This window comes from Pelagicoccus sp. SDUM812003 (assembly GCF_031127815.1).
Taxonomy (GTDB): Bacteria; Verrucomicrobiota; Verrucomicrobiia; order Opitutales; family Opitutaceae; genus Pelagicoccus.
Genome location: NZ_JARXHY010000009.1, coordinates 116,390 through 132,890 on the forward strand (window position 1 = coordinate 116,390; position 16,501 = coordinate 132,890).

Annotated in this window: 12 protein-coding genes; 8 read left to right on the top strand and 4 right to left on the bottom strand. The window is 58.1% G+C overall.

Going from position 1 to position 16,501, the window contains the following annotated elements:
* Positions 1–155: 155 nt before the first annotated feature.
* The 5 genes from QEH54_RS13655 to QEH54_RS13675 are packed head-to-tail and all read left to right on the top strand — an operon-like array spanning position 156 to position 6,348.
* A complete protein-coding gene (locus tag QEH54_RS13655) occupies positions 156–1,730 on the top strand; it encodes a flavin monoamine oxidase family protein (protein ID WP_309019247.1) in 1,575 nt (524 codons plus the stop codon).
* Positions 1,708–2,088 carry a cytochrome c gene (locus tag QEH54_RS13660; protein WP_309019248.1) on the top strand — a complete coding sequence of 127 codons (381 nt, stop codon included), beginning with the start codon at positions 1,708–1,710 and terminating at the stop codon, positions 2,086–2,088. Before QEH54_RS13655 ends, QEH54_RS13660 begins: the two co-directional genes overlap by 23 nt.
* On the top strand, positions 2,085–3,446 hold the full coding sequence (amt, locus tag QEH54_RS13665; protein ID WP_309019249.1) for an ammonium transporter: 1,362 nt from the start codon (positions 2,085–2,087) through the stop codon (positions 3,444–3,446). The genes QEH54_RS13660 and amt overlap by 4 nt, the downstream gene beginning before the upstream one ends.
* Before the next feature lie 18 nt (positions 3,447–3,464).
* Complete coding sequence (locus tag QEH54_RS13670; RefSeq protein WP_309019250.1) at positions 3,465–4,895, top strand: RidA family protein; 1,431 nt, start codon at positions 3,465–3,467, stop codon at positions 4,893–4,895.
* A 40-nt stretch (positions 4,896–4,935) separates the two neighbouring features.
* Positions 4,936–6,348 (top strand): aldehyde dehydrogenase family protein, encoded by a 1,413-nt coding sequence (locus QEH54_RS13675; protein WP_309019251.1) that lies wholly within the window; start codon positions 4,936–4,938, stop codon positions 6,346–6,348.
* A 119-nt stretch (positions 6,349–6,467) separates the two neighbouring features.
* Here QEH54_RS13675 and QEH54_RS13680 read toward each other — a convergent pair whose 3' ends face one another.
* Positions 6,468–7,244: a hypothetical protein gene (locus QEH54_RS13680; RefSeq protein ID WP_309019252.1), complete on the bottom strand. Its 777-nt coding sequence runs from the start codon at positions 7,242–7,244 to the stop codon at positions 6,468–6,470.
* 254 nt (positions 7,245–7,498) lie between these two features.
* On the opposite strand from QEH54_RS13680, the gene ggt reads away from it, so the two are divergent.
* Together ggt and QEH54_RS13690 are read left to right on the top strand one after the other, a co-directional pair.
* Positions 7,499–9,226 (top strand): gamma-glutamyltransferase, encoded by a 1,728-nt coding sequence (gene ggt, locus QEH54_RS13685; RefSeq protein WP_309019253.1) that lies wholly within the window; start codon positions 7,499–7,501, stop codon positions 9,224–9,226.
* Between the two features lie 155 nt (positions 9,227–9,381).
* Positions 9,382–10,674 (top strand): membrane dipeptidase, encoded by a 1,293-nt coding sequence (locus QEH54_RS13690; protein ID WP_309019254.1) that lies wholly within the window; start codon positions 9,382–9,384, stop codon positions 10,672–10,674.
* A 20-nt stretch (positions 10,675–10,694) separates the two neighbouring features.
* Here the strand turns inward: QEH54_RS13690 and QEH54_RS13695 are convergent, their stop codons facing one another.
* Both QEH54_RS13695 and dut read right to left on the bottom strand, forming a co-directional pair.
* Positions 10,695–11,186, bottom strand: a complete 492-nt coding sequence (locus QEH54_RS13695; RefSeq protein ID WP_309019255.1) for a hypothetical protein — start codon at positions 11,184–11,186, stop codon at positions 10,695–10,697.
* A gap of 283 nt (positions 11,187–11,469) precedes the next feature.
* Positions 11,470–11,916: a dUTP diphosphatase gene (gene dut / locus QEH54_RS13700; protein WP_309019256.1), complete on the bottom strand. Its 447-nt coding sequence runs from the start codon at positions 11,914–11,916 to the stop codon at positions 11,470–11,472.
* A gap of 124 nt (positions 11,917–12,040) precedes the next feature.
* On the opposite strand from dut, the gene QEH54_RS13705 reads away from it, so the two are divergent.
* Entirely contained in the window at positions 12,041–12,811 is a 771-nt protein-coding gene (locus tag QEH54_RS13705) for a metallophosphoesterase (RefSeq protein ID WP_309019257.1), read from the top strand.
* Positions 12,812–12,874: 63 nt separating this feature from the next.
* On the opposite strand, the gene QEH54_RS13710 is transcribed toward QEH54_RS13705, so the two are convergent.
* Entirely contained in the window at positions 12,875–16,420 is a 3,546-nt protein-coding gene (locus QEH54_RS13710; protein WP_309019258.1) for an ATP-binding protein, read from the bottom strand.
* Positions 16,421–16,501: the final 81 nt, after the last annotated feature.

Sequence of the window (16,501 nt, forward strand, 5' to 3'; positions counted from 1 at the left end):
TCCCATTTATATAAAGTTGCAAAACGGGCCAATCGCTCAGCGCTCCCTGCATCAACGACTGATACGCATCCCTAAAATCGCAAATTGTTCTAGATCGGCACGACGTTTGCTGAACGACATCGAACGACGCCCAGCGCGTCATTTCACACAAAAAGATGTCTAAACCAGAAAAACTCACTCGCCGGAACTTCATCCGGCAAGTCGGAGCGTACGGCGGCTGTGCCTTCACCACATTGACCGCGCTTGGCCTGCTCACCCAAGCCACCGGATTCGGTGCCGATCTTTCCGATTTGCCCCACATTGGAAACAAGTCCAAGAAGCGCGTCCTCATACTAGGGGCGGGCATCGCCGGACTCACCACCGCCTACGAGCTCGGAAAGCTGGGCTTCGACTGCGTGATACTCGAGCCCCGAGCCAAAGCGGGTGGACGAAGCATCACGATCCGTCGGGGCGACAAGATTACGGAAACCAACGGGTACTCCCAAACCTGCGCGTTCGACGAGGGGCTCTACTACAACCCGGGCCCCTCCCGCTTTCCGCAATGGCACGTCACCATGGACTACTGCCGCGAGCTGGGCGTGGAGATCGAGCCGTTCGTGAACCTCAACGAAAACGCGTTCTACTACAGCGAGGGGGACGTTGGTCCGCTCGCTGGCAAGCGCACGCGTATCCGTGAAGTCAAGACAGACCTTAGGGGCTATACCGCCGAACTGCTGGCTAAGGTGGCCGAGCAGGACAAGCTCGATCAGGAGCTTTCAGCCGAAGACAAGGAAGCGCTGCTGGACTTTCTCCACTATGAAGGCGGCTTGAATCGATCCCATGAATACACCGGCCACAATCGCCGCGGCTACAAGGTATGGCCGGGCGGCGGCCTGCAGGAGGGCGAGATGGACGACCCCTACCAACTCTCCGAACTGCTTCAGTCGGGATTCGGCAACCTCTTTCATCGGGCCAACGAGTACCAGTATCAGTCCCAAATGTTCACGCCCAAGGGCGGCATGGACAAGATCCCGATGGCCTTGGCCGAAAAGCTGAAAGGCAAAATCGTCTACGGAGCCCAAGTGAAGGAGATCCGCCGAACAGATCCTGGCTCGCGCATCGTCTACTCCCACCAGGGAGAGGACAAGGAGCTCACCGGCGATTTCTGCGTTTGCACCATCCCACCGACCATCCTGCGGAAGCTGCAAACGGACTTTTCGCCGATGCTTAAAAATACGCTCAACATCGTTCCGTTCCAGAACTCCGGAAAGATCGGCATGCAATTCAAACGGCGCTTCTGGGAGGAGGACGATCGCGTCTTCGGCGGAATCACCTGGACGAATCTTCCCGTCGCCGAAGTTTGGTATCCATCAAATGGATTCCTAGGCAGCAAAGGCGTCATGGGCGGCTACTACACCTTCGGCCCTGTATCGGATCAGCTGGGAAAGATGTCGCCCGAAGAGCGAACCGAGTTCGCCTTATCCTACGGGGAAAAGATCCATCCCCAATACCGCGAGGAATTCGAAAACGCCGTCTCCATCAACTGGGCCACACTTCCACACATAGAGGGCTGCCTCGCCCACTTCCCCCAGGCCATGCTCAAGACCTTCTACCCACTTCTCATAAAACCGGAAGGCGAACTGTACATAGCTGCCAGCTGGGCCTCCCACCTAGGAGGCTGGCAGGCTGGGGCCTTCGAAGCCGCAAGATTGACAACCAAGAGCATCCATGAACGCGCAATGGCCTCCTAAGCGCCTCGCAGGCGCCTTGGGAGCCGCGTTCGCTTCGAGCCTGCTCCTTGGCGTCCTTGAGGCGGAAGACTCCCCTACTCTAAACGCGGAGCTCGTCGAGAAAGGACGGGCTTCCTACGCCATGTTCTGCCAGGCCTGCCACGGTCCGGAGGATCCGACCATCGATTCTCCAAGCAACCTCTTCGACCTGAAGTGGCACCACGGCGACGGCAGCGTCGAAAACATAGAAAAGAGCATCCGCGACGGAATCGTCGAAAAAGGCATGCCCGCATGGGGCCAAATGATTTCCGACGAGGAAATCAACGCCCTCCTCCAATACCTGAACAGCTTTCAAACGAAAGAAACCGCTTCCAAATGAACCGCACCTTTCCCCGCCTGAAATCCATCCTTCTCGTCGTGCTGACGGCGCTCGCTGTCAGCTCCGTATTCGATGCCACACTACTCGCTCAGCACAGAGTGACTGAAGGGGCCTACGACGAATACATCGACACGATCACCGCCGAGGAATCCTTCTTCACCATCAGCAATCTCTGGCTCCTCGTCTGCGCCGCCATGGTCTTCATGATGCACCTGGGCTTCGCCACGCTCGAATCCGGCCTCACGCGCTCGAAGAACACCATCAACATCCTCTTCAAGAACCTGTTCGTCATTAGCAGCGGGCTGCTGCTTTTCGCTCTATTCGGGTTCAGAACCATGTATCCAGGATATGAATTCAACGGATTCGCCAGCTTCGGTTTCTGGATCGGAGTGAATCCGGAGGACTACCTGGACCTGATGAGCGCCAAATACGCCAACTACAGCTGGTGGACGGACTTCATCTTTCAAGCAATGTTCGCCGCCACCGCCGCCACCATCGTCTCCGGAGCCGTGGCCGAACGCGTGAAGCTCAGCAGCTTCATGGTCTTCACCGTGTTGATCGTCGGTTTCGCCTACCCGGTAGCGGGCTCCTGGGAATGGGGAGCAGGTTGGCTGGATCGCAACGGCTTTCACGACTTCGCCGGCTCCTCCATCGTTCACTCCTTCGGCGGATTCGCCGCTCTCGCCTGCGTACTCATCCTCGGACCGCGCATTGGAAAATACGGAGCGGACGGCTCGAACCGTCCTATCCTCGGCCACAGCATGCCCTTGGCGGCCATCGGCGTCTTTCTCCTTTGGTTCGGCTGGTTCGGCTTCAACGGGGGCTCGGTGCTCAGCGCCCATCCGGAAATGACCGGACTAGTCGTGACCAATACCGCCCTGGCCGGAGCAGCGGGATGCTTGAGCTGCATGATGGTGACTCAAATCATGCTCAAGAAACCGGATATCTCCATGGGTCTAAACGGCGTGCTGGCGGGCCTGGTGGGCATCACCGCAGGAGCTGATTCCATGATGCCCGCTCCCGCCGTCCTGGTCGGAGCGATCGCCGGAGCCCTGGTGGTGGTTTCCATACTCTTCTTTGACAAGCTGAAGATCGACGATCCGGTAGGCGCCATTTCCGTTCACGGGGTATGCGGCATGTGGGGCACGCTCGCTGTGGGCATTTTCGGTGAAGCGACCTTTCTATGGCAGCTCATCGGCTCCCTATCCTACGCGCTATTCGCCTTCATTTTCTCCTTCATCGTCTTCTATCTTATCAAGCTGGTCATGGGAGTCCGCGTGAGCGCGGAGGAGGAATCGATCGGGCTGGACATCTCCGAGCACGGCCAGGAAGCCTACGCCACGGACAATCGATCCTAAGAGATTACGGTATCCAGAATGAAGATACTTCCAAATCACAAGCTCAGATACGTTCTCGGCATCCTTGGTACGGCAGTGGCTTGCTACGGCGGCCTGCACGTCATCGGCCACCAGACCAATGATCGTATCCACTCCTACGAGACAGACGAGCTACCGTACGCCGACGCGGTGGAGGTCGCTCCGGGGTCAGAGTACTTCTTCACCTGGGGCGTCACTGCGAGTCCTCGGATGAAGGAGATCGCAAAGAATAGCGTCGAAAACCGGTATGGCGACACCTACCAGCAATCCTACGCCGTGCTCACGCAACTGACGCAGGACCTGGCGGAGGTCGGTTTGACGCTCCGCGACGTGGCCAATGTGCGCGCGTACATCGTGGCGGACCCGGAAGCGGATTTCGATGGCTGGAACCGGGCGTTCTCCGAGTTCTTCGGCACCCTCACCAACCCGCACAAGCCCGCTCGCACCACGGTTGGCATCGCTCGTCTTTTCCATTCCGACTATCGCGTGGAAGTGGAGTTCACTTGCGTCTTTCCAGATGGACGCGGCCCCAACGTGGCGGGATCTCGTCAGCACGAACGCTACACGCGCCTTAGCCGCACCGAGACCAGCGATCGCTGGAAATCCTACGGCCGTCCCGCTTGGCCAATGAGCACGGGAAAGGCGACCGAGGGCTCCACCGGGCTTTTCTTCTCTTCTTCGGTGCGTCCCCAGTCCATGATCCCGAACGCTCCTCCCGGATTCCATATGTACGGAAACATCACCCAGCAGTCCGATTCCCTGTTCAAGCAAATGTCGGAACAGCTGAAGCTAGCAGGGCTCGGCTTCGAAGACGTCTTTTTCATGAGAGCCTGCGTGTATCCAGGAAAGGACTCCATAGGAAAGAGTTTCGCTGCCTTCAATTCCGAGTACTCCAAGTACTTCAACAACAGCCAAAACCCAAACCGGCCCACGCGTACCGTGATGTCCACCCCTGGCTACAACTATCGAAACCAGAACATTTCCATTGAATACTATGCTGCGTATCCAGAAATTGATGCCACCACCTTTGAGTCAGCAACCGCTTCCTTCGGCAGCTCGCCTTCCGTGATGGACAATCAGCCGATCGCATCGGCGGGAAAAGCCGTCTCCCCCGACGCTTCCATTCTTTTTCTGGCAGGCAGCATATCTTCCGTGGAAGGGAGCATGAAGGAGCAAGTGGCGTCCGCCATGGATTCGCTGTCATCCCGTCTGGACAGGGCTGGAGCGAGCCTGGAGGACGTTTTTCAGCTTCGTGCCTACATAACCACCTCCGATTCGAAATCCTTGGATAAGCGTATCCAAACATGGGAGACAATGTTCAAGCAATACTTCAAGACCGACCACGCCCCTGCCTTGACCACCCTGCCCGTGGAGTCGATCGTCGGAGGCGGTCTCATCGAAATCGAAGCGAGCGCCGCCATCATGCGCTAGGGAGGCCAGAAGACCGAACGCAGCGCAAACGGATATCGGGATGGCAAAATCGCTTCTGAGCACGATGACCATAGGGGGACGCTCGCTTCCTGGAGATGAGCGCTTTGAAGTGATCGATCCAGCGACGGGGGAAGCCTTCGCCAACGCTCCCATCTGCCACCGCAGCGATCTAGAGGAAGCCATCGGCTCCGCCCAAAAAGCGTTCAAGCACTGGGCCACCTCGGAAAACCTGCGGCGCAACGCGCTGCTGTCCTGCGCGGAGCGCATCGGCGAAATAGAGGAGCAGCTCGCCATGACCATCACGCGCGAGCAGGGCAAGCCACTGGCCGAGGCTCGCAGCGAGGTCCGCTACGCCCAAAGCGTCCTGGAGGAGTACGCCAAGATGCCGCTTCCCGGTTCGGTGCTCGGCCAGAACGAACGCTCACGCACGGTGCTCATCCACAAGCCTTTTGGCGTAGTGGGGCTGATCACGCCCTGGAACTTTCCGATCGGAACCGCGGTGGTGAAGCTGGCCCCGGCCTTGCTCGCCGGAAACTGCGTGATACTCAAGCCGTCTCCCTACGCTCCGCTTTCCCCTCTGCTGCTTGGCAAGGCGCTGCGCAAGACGCTCCCCGCTGGCGTGCTCAACACCGTGTCAGGTGGCGACGAACTGGGATCCCTTATCTCCCGCCACCCTGCGATTCGAAAACTCTCCGTCACCGGCTCCGTATCAACCGGGCAATGCGTGCTGAAAGATTCCGCCGAGGAGCTCAAGTCCGTGACCTTGGAACTCGGAGGCAACGACCCCGCGATCCTGCTTCCGGACGCGCCTGTGGGATCCATCGCGTCCTCGCTGCTCGACGCGGCGTGGAGAAACGCCGGCCAGGTCTGCAGCGCCATCAAACGCGTCTACGTGCACGAGACGAAACAGAGAGAGCTTATACAGGCTCTCTGCAAGGAGGCCATTCGATTCAAGGTGGGAAACGGACTGGATGCGTCCACGCGTATTGGTCCTCTCACTACGCATGACCAGCAGAGAAAGGCTCAGCACCTGTCGTCCCTAGTGGAGTCCTCCTGCGGAACCCTGCTTTGCGAAAAGCTTCCTCCACTCGACGGTGGCTACTTCTTCCCGCCATCCATCGCCACCGGCCTGCCTCAAGACCACCCCCTGGTTCAGGAAGAGCAGTTCTCGCCCATCCTGCCGATCGTAGCCTACCAGACGCTCGATCAAGCCATCGAATGGTCGAACGAGACAAATTTCGGCCTATCCGCTTCCATCTGGACCTCGAACCCAAAACTTGGATACGACATCGCCACCCAACTTGAATGTGGACGAGTGGGCATCAACGGACACAGGCGAGCGGACATCTCCGCGCCCTTCGGTGGAGTGAAGCATTCTGGACTGGGGCGCGAGCTTGGGGAGTGGGGCCTGCTTGGCATGTGCGAGTCGCAGGTCATCAACGTGTTTTCCTGACTGCCTTGACCGGATCCCTCTGCCAAAAAAAGCGCCACCCCAACGGGTGACGCTTCGTTTTCCTACTTAACTGATGAACTAAAACCGGTCGGAACGACACTGCCTCCATGCGGCTCAGGCTAGAACTCGAAGTTGGCCACGAAACGAAGAGGCATAAACTCCATATCGCCTTCGTCGTTCAAAGCCCCTAGACCGAGCACATCCAAGACGGAATCGTTGTCGTCGAGAGCTTCCTGCATGTAGAAACCCGTTTCCACTCCGAGCACCACCGTCTCGGAAGCGCGGTAGTCGAGACCAAATCCGATACCGCCGCTCCACACGGTCGAGTCGTCATAGAAGGCGGCATTGGTCAAAGCCCCTTGGTAGGGATCAACAAACGTCACATCCGGCACCGAGAACGAAGCGGTGATCTCGTCCACCTCCTTGATCCCGAGCTGCACCGAAACGTGAGGCTGCCACTTGCTCTCAGTCACAAAATGGTAGCGAACGCCACCATACAGACCAAGATCGTCGTAGTCGCTAAAGCGGCCGTTGAGCGGTAGACTGTCCGCCACCGTACCCACTCTCAGGATACCCTCGTCCGACTGCATCTGACGAAGCCCGAAGAAATACGACAGAGAGCTGTCCTTCCGATAGATCGCTTCGACCGACAACTCCATGAAATCGCCGTAGACGTCGTCGAAGCTCTTTGCGTCGACATCCACCGGAAGGCTTCCCGGATCGAGTCCCAGCAGAACCGAACCATCAAACGACGGCCCCCTATGCACGTCCCCGCCTGTGGAATACACCGGCCCCCCTTGCACCGAAAACGACCACTGGCCGTCCTGAGCGTGTAAAGTTGAAGTCGCTGCCAACGCCCCTGCGATGGCTAGAATGGATACAGTCGTTTTAAGCATTTTTTCTCCTCCTATCTTAGTTTGTAATATGCCTGAACAACTTCAGACGAAGTGCGGATCCTAATGGACAGCTATTGAACCACGCTTGTTTTGTTCATTTGCATGCAGATTTTTTATAGGCCCCATGCGACAGGGGAACATGCTCGCAGGTCGATGCTGAGGTAGTTCAAAAAAACCGCCCTGGAGAAGGCCTCAAATCCTTGCTCGCTCTGCCTACGGCGCACGGTCTGCTAGCGAACTGCTACACCAAAAAGATGTCTAACTATTCACGCCTTATTCAAATCGGGGCGGCGGCTACCGCATTGTGCTCGCTTTCCATCGCCGCGCCGGAACCTCCCATCTACAACAGCGAAGCGACGCGGCACCCGGAAACCGGATTGCAGGGCATGGTTTCCTCCCGCGAGAAACGAGCCAGCGAAGCAGCGCTCGAAGTTCTGAAAAACGGCGGCAATGCCGTGGACGCCGCCGTCACGCTTGCGTTCGCCATGGCGGTCACCACCCCTCAAGCGGGAAACATCGGCGGAGGGGGGTTCATGATGATCCATTCCGCGGATACAAACGCCACCGTTGCGCTGGACTATCGCGAGAAGGCTCCGCTCGCCGCGACACGCGACATGTACCTCGGCCCCGACGGGGAGGTGGACAAAGAGCTATCCCGCTACAGTCATCTTTCAGCCGGAGTGCCAGGCACGGTGGCCGGACTCTCCGCGGCCTTGGAAAAATACGGTACGATTTCTCTGGCCGAAGCAATCCAGCCAGCGATCAAACTCGCTCGGAATGGCTTTCCGGTGAACGAGGATCTCTACCAATCGCTTAAAACAGGGAAGGAACGCGTGGAAAAGCACGCCCCGCACGCTCTCGCCTACTTCTACGACGACGAAGGCGTCCCTTTCCCACCCGGCCACCTGATTTCGATTCCCGAACTGGCGGATACGCTGGAGCTGATCGCGAAAGAAGGACCCGACGCCTTCTACAAGGGAGCGATCGCGGACCTGATCGTTTCCGATATGGAAAAGCATGGCGGAATCATCACCCATGAGGATCTCGCCCGCTATGAACCCGTATTCAGAAATCCGGTACGCGGCACCTACAAAGGCTACGAAATCGTATCCATGCCTCCGCCCAGCTCGGGCGGCGCCCATATCGTACAGATTCTGAATATTCTGGAGCCCCTCGACCTGCATAGCAAAGGCCACAACAGCGCCGCCTCCATCCATTTGATGGCGGAAGCCATGAAATACGCCTACGCTGACCGATCCAAGCACCTTGGCGACAGCGATTTCAACCCGGTCCCGCTGGAGTGGATCACCTCAAAATCCTACGCCGACACCATTCGCGAAAAGATGAACCTCAACAGGGCCACACCAAGCGTGGACATACTCCCCGGCGAGCCGATTCATGAAGGGTTGGATACGACCCACTTCAGCGTGATGGATCGATATGGAAACGCGGTTTCGAACACCTATACGATCAACTTCACCTTCGGTTCGAAAATCATGCCGCCCGGTACTGGGTTCTTTCTCAACAACGAGATGGATGACTTCTCGTCCAAGCCCGGCGTTCCGAATGCCTACGGGCTGATCGGGGGCGAGTTCAACGCGATCGAAGCTGAAAAGCGCATGCTAAGTTCCATGTCGCCGACCATCGTGCTGAAAGACGGGACGCCGGTCCTGTTGACAGGTAGTCGGGGAGGCAGCCAGATCATCTCCGTTTCGCTTCAAGTGATCCTCAACGTGATCGAACACCAGATGAACATCGCTGAAGCCGTCGCCGCTCCTCGGATACACCACCAGTGGCTTCCCGATACGCTCGGGGTCGAGAAAGGAGTCAGCCCGGACACCATCGCCCTCCTCGAACAGATGGGCTACGAGGTTCGACAAGGCCGAGCCATGGGCACGGCAAACTCCGTGACCTTTGAAGATGGGATCTTCTACGGGGGCTCCGATCCCAGGCGTCCGGACTCCACCGCGATCGGATACTAGAACGCCTTCCGGATGCGACCTAAGTTACAACTGAAACCACCTCAAGGAAACGGCCTTTCCCTACCCTCCTCGCCACACCATAAAAAGCAGCCGCGGCCCCTCCCCCGCGGCTGCTCGAGCTGATCTCGAACCTCGACTTCCCAGACCAAATAGCTATGCATCCACTTCTTAGATACACATTCACCGTATTTGCCGCGACAAGCATTGCGACCGCAACCTTCGCCGACAAATCCGAGAGGACGCCAAGAGACGACTGGAGCGAAGCCCAGTTGCTCGAGCTCGCAAAGGAAGTCCACGACTCCTGCCTGACCATCGACACGCATATGGACGTGCCAATCGTGCTCAAGCGACCGGGCTTCGACATTTCGGACGAGCACAGTTGGCACGACCATGCCAGCCAAGTGGACTTTCCTCGCATGGAAGCGGGGGGAATGGATGGCGGTTTTTTCGTCATCTACGTCGGACAAGGCGAGCTCACCCACGAAGGCCGAGCCAACGCCATCGCGTCGGGATTCGAGATCGCCCGGCTCATCCACGACACAGTCGAGCAGCACAGCGCATTGGCGGCGATCGCGACCAGCTCGGAAGAGGCCTACGCCATTCGCGAAGAAGGAAAGCGCGTGGTATTCATCGGTATTGAAAATGGCTATACGATCGGTCGAAACATCGACTTGCTAAGGGACTACCACCAGCTGGGAGCTCGCTACTTCGGCATAACGCATTCGAGAAACAACGATCTCGCGGACTCCTCCACCGATCCCGACGGAAATCTGCACATGGGGCTCTCCGACCTTGGTCGAGCGGCCGTGGAGGAGTGCAATCGACTCGGCATCATGGTGGACATCTCCCACGCCTCGGACAAGACAGCTTGGGACATCCTTGAGCTCTCGGAAACGCCGATTATCGCCTCCCACAGCGCTTGCTACGCCTGCTGGCCGCATCCGCGAAATCTGAACGACGCGCTGCTCAAGGAAATCGCCGCCCGCGATGGCGTAGTGCAAATGAACATGTTTAGCGCCTACATGATGGAAGTTCCCGAAAACGAGCAACGCAGCGAGGCAATGAAAGCTTGGTTCGAGAAGTACCGTAGTGGAAAAGAGCTTACAGAGGAGGAACAAGTCGCATCGGTGGAGGAATACGTAGCCATCCAGCAGGAGTTTCCCAAACCGCTCAGCACCGTTTCCGCAGTCGTTGATCACATCGACCACATGGTGGAGGTGATGGGCATCGAGCACGTCGGGATCAGCGGCGACTTCGATGGCGGCGGCGGCGTGGAAGGCTCCATGGACATTGGACAAATGATGCCCATCACCGTAGAAATGCTTCGTCGCGGCTACACCGAAGATGAACTCGAGCTCTTCTGGGGCGCCAATGTGATGCGGGTCCTAGACGCTTGTCAGGACTACGCCGAAGCGCTGGCGGCCGAAGAGGCGAAGCAGGAGACCTAGGGCAGGCTCCCTCCGATTCGCTAGTCGATATCCAGCTCCGAGATGAGCCAGCGGTTGTGGCGATAAACCATTCGAGCGGAAAACTCCGAAGTGACGCCTTCGTCGGTTTCGATTCCTCCTTCGATCTCCACTGAAACGCCGCGGAGATTTCGCGAGAAGGCGTAGCCATAGATGTCCCGCGAAACGGACCGGTAGGCGGAGAGCATGCTCTGGTTATCCTTGAAGAGGCGGCGCGTATCCGTGATGGCGCGACGTGAGTCGACGTAGAAGGAAGTCAGCAGCTCGGCCCCGCGCGGCACGTTTTTCTCCAACCCTGCTCTCAAAAAGTAGTCCAGCGTGTTCAGGGCCGCGACGTAAAGCTCGCGCTCGACTCTCCCAGCGCCGCCCGAAGAAGGCTGATCCGAAGGGGGCTGGGCGAAACGCAGAGGCTCGGCTTCGCCTCCTCGCGCGACAGCGCCGAAAGAGAGCATCACCATCAGAATCGAAAAAAGGGCGCGGACAGGACGTTTCATGGGCGGTGGCAGAACGGATTTGCTCTCTGGGCAAAGCAGGAACTGCTCCACCCAAAGGATTTGCAGGCGCATTCGCGACGGCGAAGGGGGACTCAGGCGATCGCGCGGAGGGCTCGTCACCGCCTCAAGCTAACCGTAGGATACCTGCTAAAAGCGATCCGGTTACAGAAATTACGGGAAAAGAAGGGCGAACGTTGACGCTCCTCCTCCGGTTCGATGCCCGCGAGTCCCGCTGAGCGCCGTCGGGGCCGAGACTCGTCGCGGCCACCGCCCGGTTAGAAGCCTATTTCCCAGTGCTTCCGAAACCACCGCTGCCTCGGGAGGTCTCGCTCAGCTCGTCCGCTAGCTGGTAGCTGATGGGTCCGCAATCGGGGAAGACCAGCTGAAACAGACGGGTACCGGCTTCCACCACGAAGGCCTCCGACTTGATGTTGTCCACCGCAGCCATGATTTCCCCGCGATATCCTCCGTCGATGAGGCCGATGGAATTGGACATGCGCAGCGGAGTCTTGGAAATGGAAGATCGGGGGATCAGAAAATAGGCCCTGCCGGAGGCGGGTTCGCAGGAAATGCCGAACTTGATCATGGCCGTTTCGCCAGGCTCCACTCGCATGCTCTCAAGCGTGTAGAGGTCCAGTCCCGCGTCACCTTCGTGAAAGTGGCCGTGGTTCGCATAGCGCGACCGGGCGGCATCGTTTATGGGCTTGACCAGGAGATTCACAGTGCTCATGGCGGGCAGTCAGGCCTGTTTTCCGGCGCGAATCAAGCCCGGGAATGGCCGCATGGTCAAACGCGCAGCCGTTTTCCAGCTCTTACACTTGCGATGCCCGAGCCGACTCCTAGCTTACCCCGAAATGAATCCCTCTGGTTCGAGCAGCTTAGTCATTCCGGACATCCACCAGAATATCCTGTGGACTGAATCCATCCTACAGGCGGAGGCGGACTCGGTCGATCGCATCATCTTCCTAGGCGACTATTTCGACCCGAAACTCCCCTGCGCCGCGACGGCGGAGGAAACGGCGATCTACATCTCCTCGCTCAAGGACAGGTTCCAGGAAAACCGCTTCACCTTCCTCGTTGGAAATCACGATCTTCCCTACCTTTACGATATCCAGCAACACGCCCTAGGAAAACCGGTCTGGAAGAATCCGTATTCCTGCAACGCATACGATCCGGACAATACCAGGGGGATCAGCCAGGCCCTTTCCAAACGTTTTCTGGAATCGCTAGAACCGCTCACCCTCGCTCACGGCTGGCTCATCTCCCATGCCGGCGTGCACGAATACCACCTGGAAAGCTACGAAGGAAGCCCGGAAGAAAGCTTCGCCAGATACCGCGACGAGCTCCGCTCGAAGCTGAAAAGCCTTCCTTCCGATCGCGACGTGGCCCTGGCCGGAGTCGGACCGGCCCGTGGGGGGATCGACGCGTTTGGCGGAGTGACCTGGCTGGATTGGCACGGCGAATTCGAAGACACGCTACCTTGGCCTCAGATCGTAGGGCATACCATCCTGGAGAAACCGGACAGGAACGAGCGTAGCTGGAATCTCGATACACGAGCGGGTCACTACGGAATCCTCAGCGATTCGGATCTGAAAGTGAAGCCCTTCGCGAAGGAGCTCAGCTAGCGCGCCAGATTTCCACGGCGCTTCACCCCAATCGAGCAAACGCAGCTTGCGCGCTCCAGATCGCTAGGAAGCGTTTTCACGAGACTCATCAGCCACTTCGATCAGGAGAGCCCCTAGCGCTCTGGCGAACTCCCCCAGCTCGATTGGCTTGTCTAGAAACCCATCGAAACCCGCTTCGCGGCACTGACGTCTCATTTGATCCGAAAGGTAGGAAGAGGCCGCGATGACGGGCACACGCCGCTCTGACTCCTGAGCCCGCAGGGTCTTCACCACCTGCAAGCCATCCATTTTCGGCATTTTCAAGTCCAGCACCACGGCGTCGAAGCGATGCTGAGCAAGAAGGGACACGGCCTGCTCTCCATTGGCAGCAAACGTCGCCTGGCAACCGAGTCGGTCCAACTCCAGTTCCGCCACCGCCCGGTTGGACTGGTCGTCCTCCGCCACCAGGATTCGCTTGCCGTTGAGCTTCAGAAGACGTTCGTCGGTGAGTTCTGAATTCCGCGACGCTGTCAGCTTCGCGTCGAGAGATTCCATAGGGATTTCGAACCAGAACAGCGAACCGCAAGGATCGAGGGGCTCGCAGCCGATACGGCCGCCCAATTGCTCCACCAGCTGTTTGCAGATGGCGAGTCCCAGTCCAGTGCCTTCATAGCTCCTCTCGGTCACGTCCTCTCCTTGAACGAAAGGATCGAAGATCGATTCAACATCCATTGGCCCTACTCCGATTCCCGTATCCGATACTTGTATACGCAAGACCCCCCCGCTTCCTTCCCCACGGCTCGCCTCCAGAGTGATCGCCCCTTCGTCAGTGAACTTATGAGCGTTGTCGAGGAGATTGATAACCAATTGGCGGATACGCATTTCATCGCCCAGCCAGCAGACCGGCGTGCCATCTTCGATCCGGCAACGAAGGTCGAGACCTTTGGAAACAGCTTTCTGGCTGAAGGCGTCGGTAAGCTCGTCCAACAGCAGATGCAGATCGAACTCCCGAAGGCTAACCTCGCTGGCCTTCCCGCCTTTGCCGGAAAAGGTCAGGATATCGTTGATCAGGCTCAGCAAGTGCGTAGCCGAATTGTGAATCAACGAAAGCATTTTCTTCTGAGAGCCTGTGAGACCTTTCAGCTCCTCCGCAAGCATGCTGGATGGACCTATGATCGCGTTCAAAGGCGTGCGCATCTCGTGACTTATAGTTGCGATGAAGGTGCTCTTGGCGGCGTTTCCGGCCTCGGCCTTCTCGAACATCTCCTTCAGCGAAGCGTTGGCTGCATCCAGTTCCTGGGTACGCTTTTCGACTAGCTCCTTCAGCAAACGGTTTTTTCCCCGCTCCCGCTTCCGAGCCGCTGTCACGATGCCGATCATCATGAAGGCTCCGAATGCCCCGTAGGAAAGGTAAGCGACGCCGGAGCGGTAGAACGGCGGCTCGAGCGAGAACGCCAACTGGGCTTCCGGTCCCGTCCGTCCTCCCTCGTAGCGCACCCGGACCTTGAATTCGTAATCTCCGGCCGCCAAGTTCGCCACTTCGAAACTAGAAACCCCGTCTCGAGAAACCCACCCATCTGTCAAGCCCGATAGAAACACCTCGTAAGCGACCGCTCGCCGCGCCCCGAGGGTCGGAGCAGTGAACAGGAACCGTAGATTCCGGTCTTTGTATGGAAAAGCGAATACCGAATCCTCCGCTCGATCGCTCAAATCAAACAGCGTTTCGGGATTTTCGAGAGACTCTATTCGATAAACCGTAGGCGCCTGGGCTTCACCCTCGTTCAGGGCATATCGTTCATCGTACCTTCCTACGAAATTCACTCCCCGCATCCATATTTCACCTACATCTCCCGGTCGCGCCTTGAGAATCCTCTCATTGTTCACGATGGACAGCGTCACGCTGTCCTTCCAATAGGACCCATCGGCCGAGCGACGCAGCACGCCGTGGCTGGCAGATGCCGGCACCCAAACGTTCCCATCGACATCCTGGCTGCCTTTGGTCGGTCCGTTGAATTCGGAACGAATCATATCCATGACGCCGTTGACTTCTACGAACCTCCCCTGTTCTTCCACCCACTTCACGTAGGGATCGCCATCCTGCGAGAGCAAGGCCTCTCCATCTATTTCCCAAAGATTGATCCAAGAGTTTCCGATTCCGTCCTGCTCCGTGAAGATGCGGGCGCTCAACGCCTCGTTCTTGAGCGACAGCCGGGCCACCTTGCCCAAGCCGTGCTCGATCCAGACGCTCCCGTCGCTCGCAGTCACGTATTCGTAGGACATGCCGCCCGACGGGATCCCTTGCCCCTTGGCCGACCAGCTTCCAGATCGTCTTTCCAACAGAAAATAAGACTCTTGACTGGCGCAGGCCAGCAGCCCGCCACCCTGACCGATGGGCGCGATGAGGTAGGTGTGTTTCGCATCCGCGACCGTCTCGATGCTATCGTCGTCTCGAAGCAAGAATATCCTTCGGTTTCCGGCGCACAGCAGCCCCTCCTCGACGGGATAAATGAAATTGAGCCGATCGGCTTTTGGGACCGGACGCTTCTGAAATCCTTTCAAAGCCCCGCCTCGATAATACTGCGCGGCGTGCAATTCGAAATTTGCGATGACATGCATGCGACCGTCGCGTCTGGCGAAGCGGGGAAACAGCAGCGACTCCCCCACGTACGGCGTGTATTCCGAGATCGGATCCATGAATCGGATACGCGCCACGCTGTCCTCCAAGGCAGCCCAAACGACGCCATCGCTCGTCGGCAGCAGATGACTCGCTTCCGAAAAGCGATAGTCCAGATCGCGACTCATCACTTGCACGAACTCGCCCGCCTCGTTCATCAGAGCGACGCCGAAACCGAGCAGGGAAACGACGATATGCCCATCCTGCAACAATGCCAGATCCTTCACGGTGCTGGCACCGACATCATCGATTTCCGTCGGATAGGCGACCAGCGAGTCGTTCGCCAGTTCAAGCAAGCCATGGTAGTCCGTGCCAAGAATCAGCCGGCCGTCCGGCAGCTCCACATGGGACCGCACAACCCGCATCGAGCTCGGGTCGCCCGCAGGACGTTTCTCCACCCATCGCTCCGCCTCGCGTTTCCACAAGCCGCCCACGGTGTTGAAGAGGAAGAGGTCGCCATCCGCGTCTCGGGCCGCATGCGAGATCCCGAAGTCGCGCCGATGCGTCAGGTGCCGCAGCTCGCCTTTCTCCAGGTCGAAGTACGAAAGATGGCGATAGCCGAATCCGTAAATGCCATCGCCCGCGCTCTGCAGCTTTCGGAAATAGAACATGGAACGCGGCTCCTTCCCCTCCTCCTGAAATACCGGAACGAGACGAAACTGAAAGCCCCGGAGGAATTCGATCTTGTGAAATCCGTATTCAGTTCCTGCGTACAGAACTCCATCTCCGCCCACTACGGTATCCAGCACAGCCCACGTCTTCTCTCCATGGAAGCTTACCTGCCGGTACTGGACCCAGTCGTTGCCGTCGAAGGTGACGAGATCCGTGCCGCTGGCGATGAGCAAGCGGCCCAAACCGTCCTGACGGATGCTGTTGATTCCCTGATGCACGCCCGTCATTTCCGGCTCGAAGACACGAAATGACGGCACCCCGGTCTCCCGAGCATGGAGAGACACGGCTAGAAGGAGGTATAAAACGAGACTACAGCAAAAGGAGGAGCTTCCTTTCATGGGATTGGGCGCAGGGGGGAGAATTGG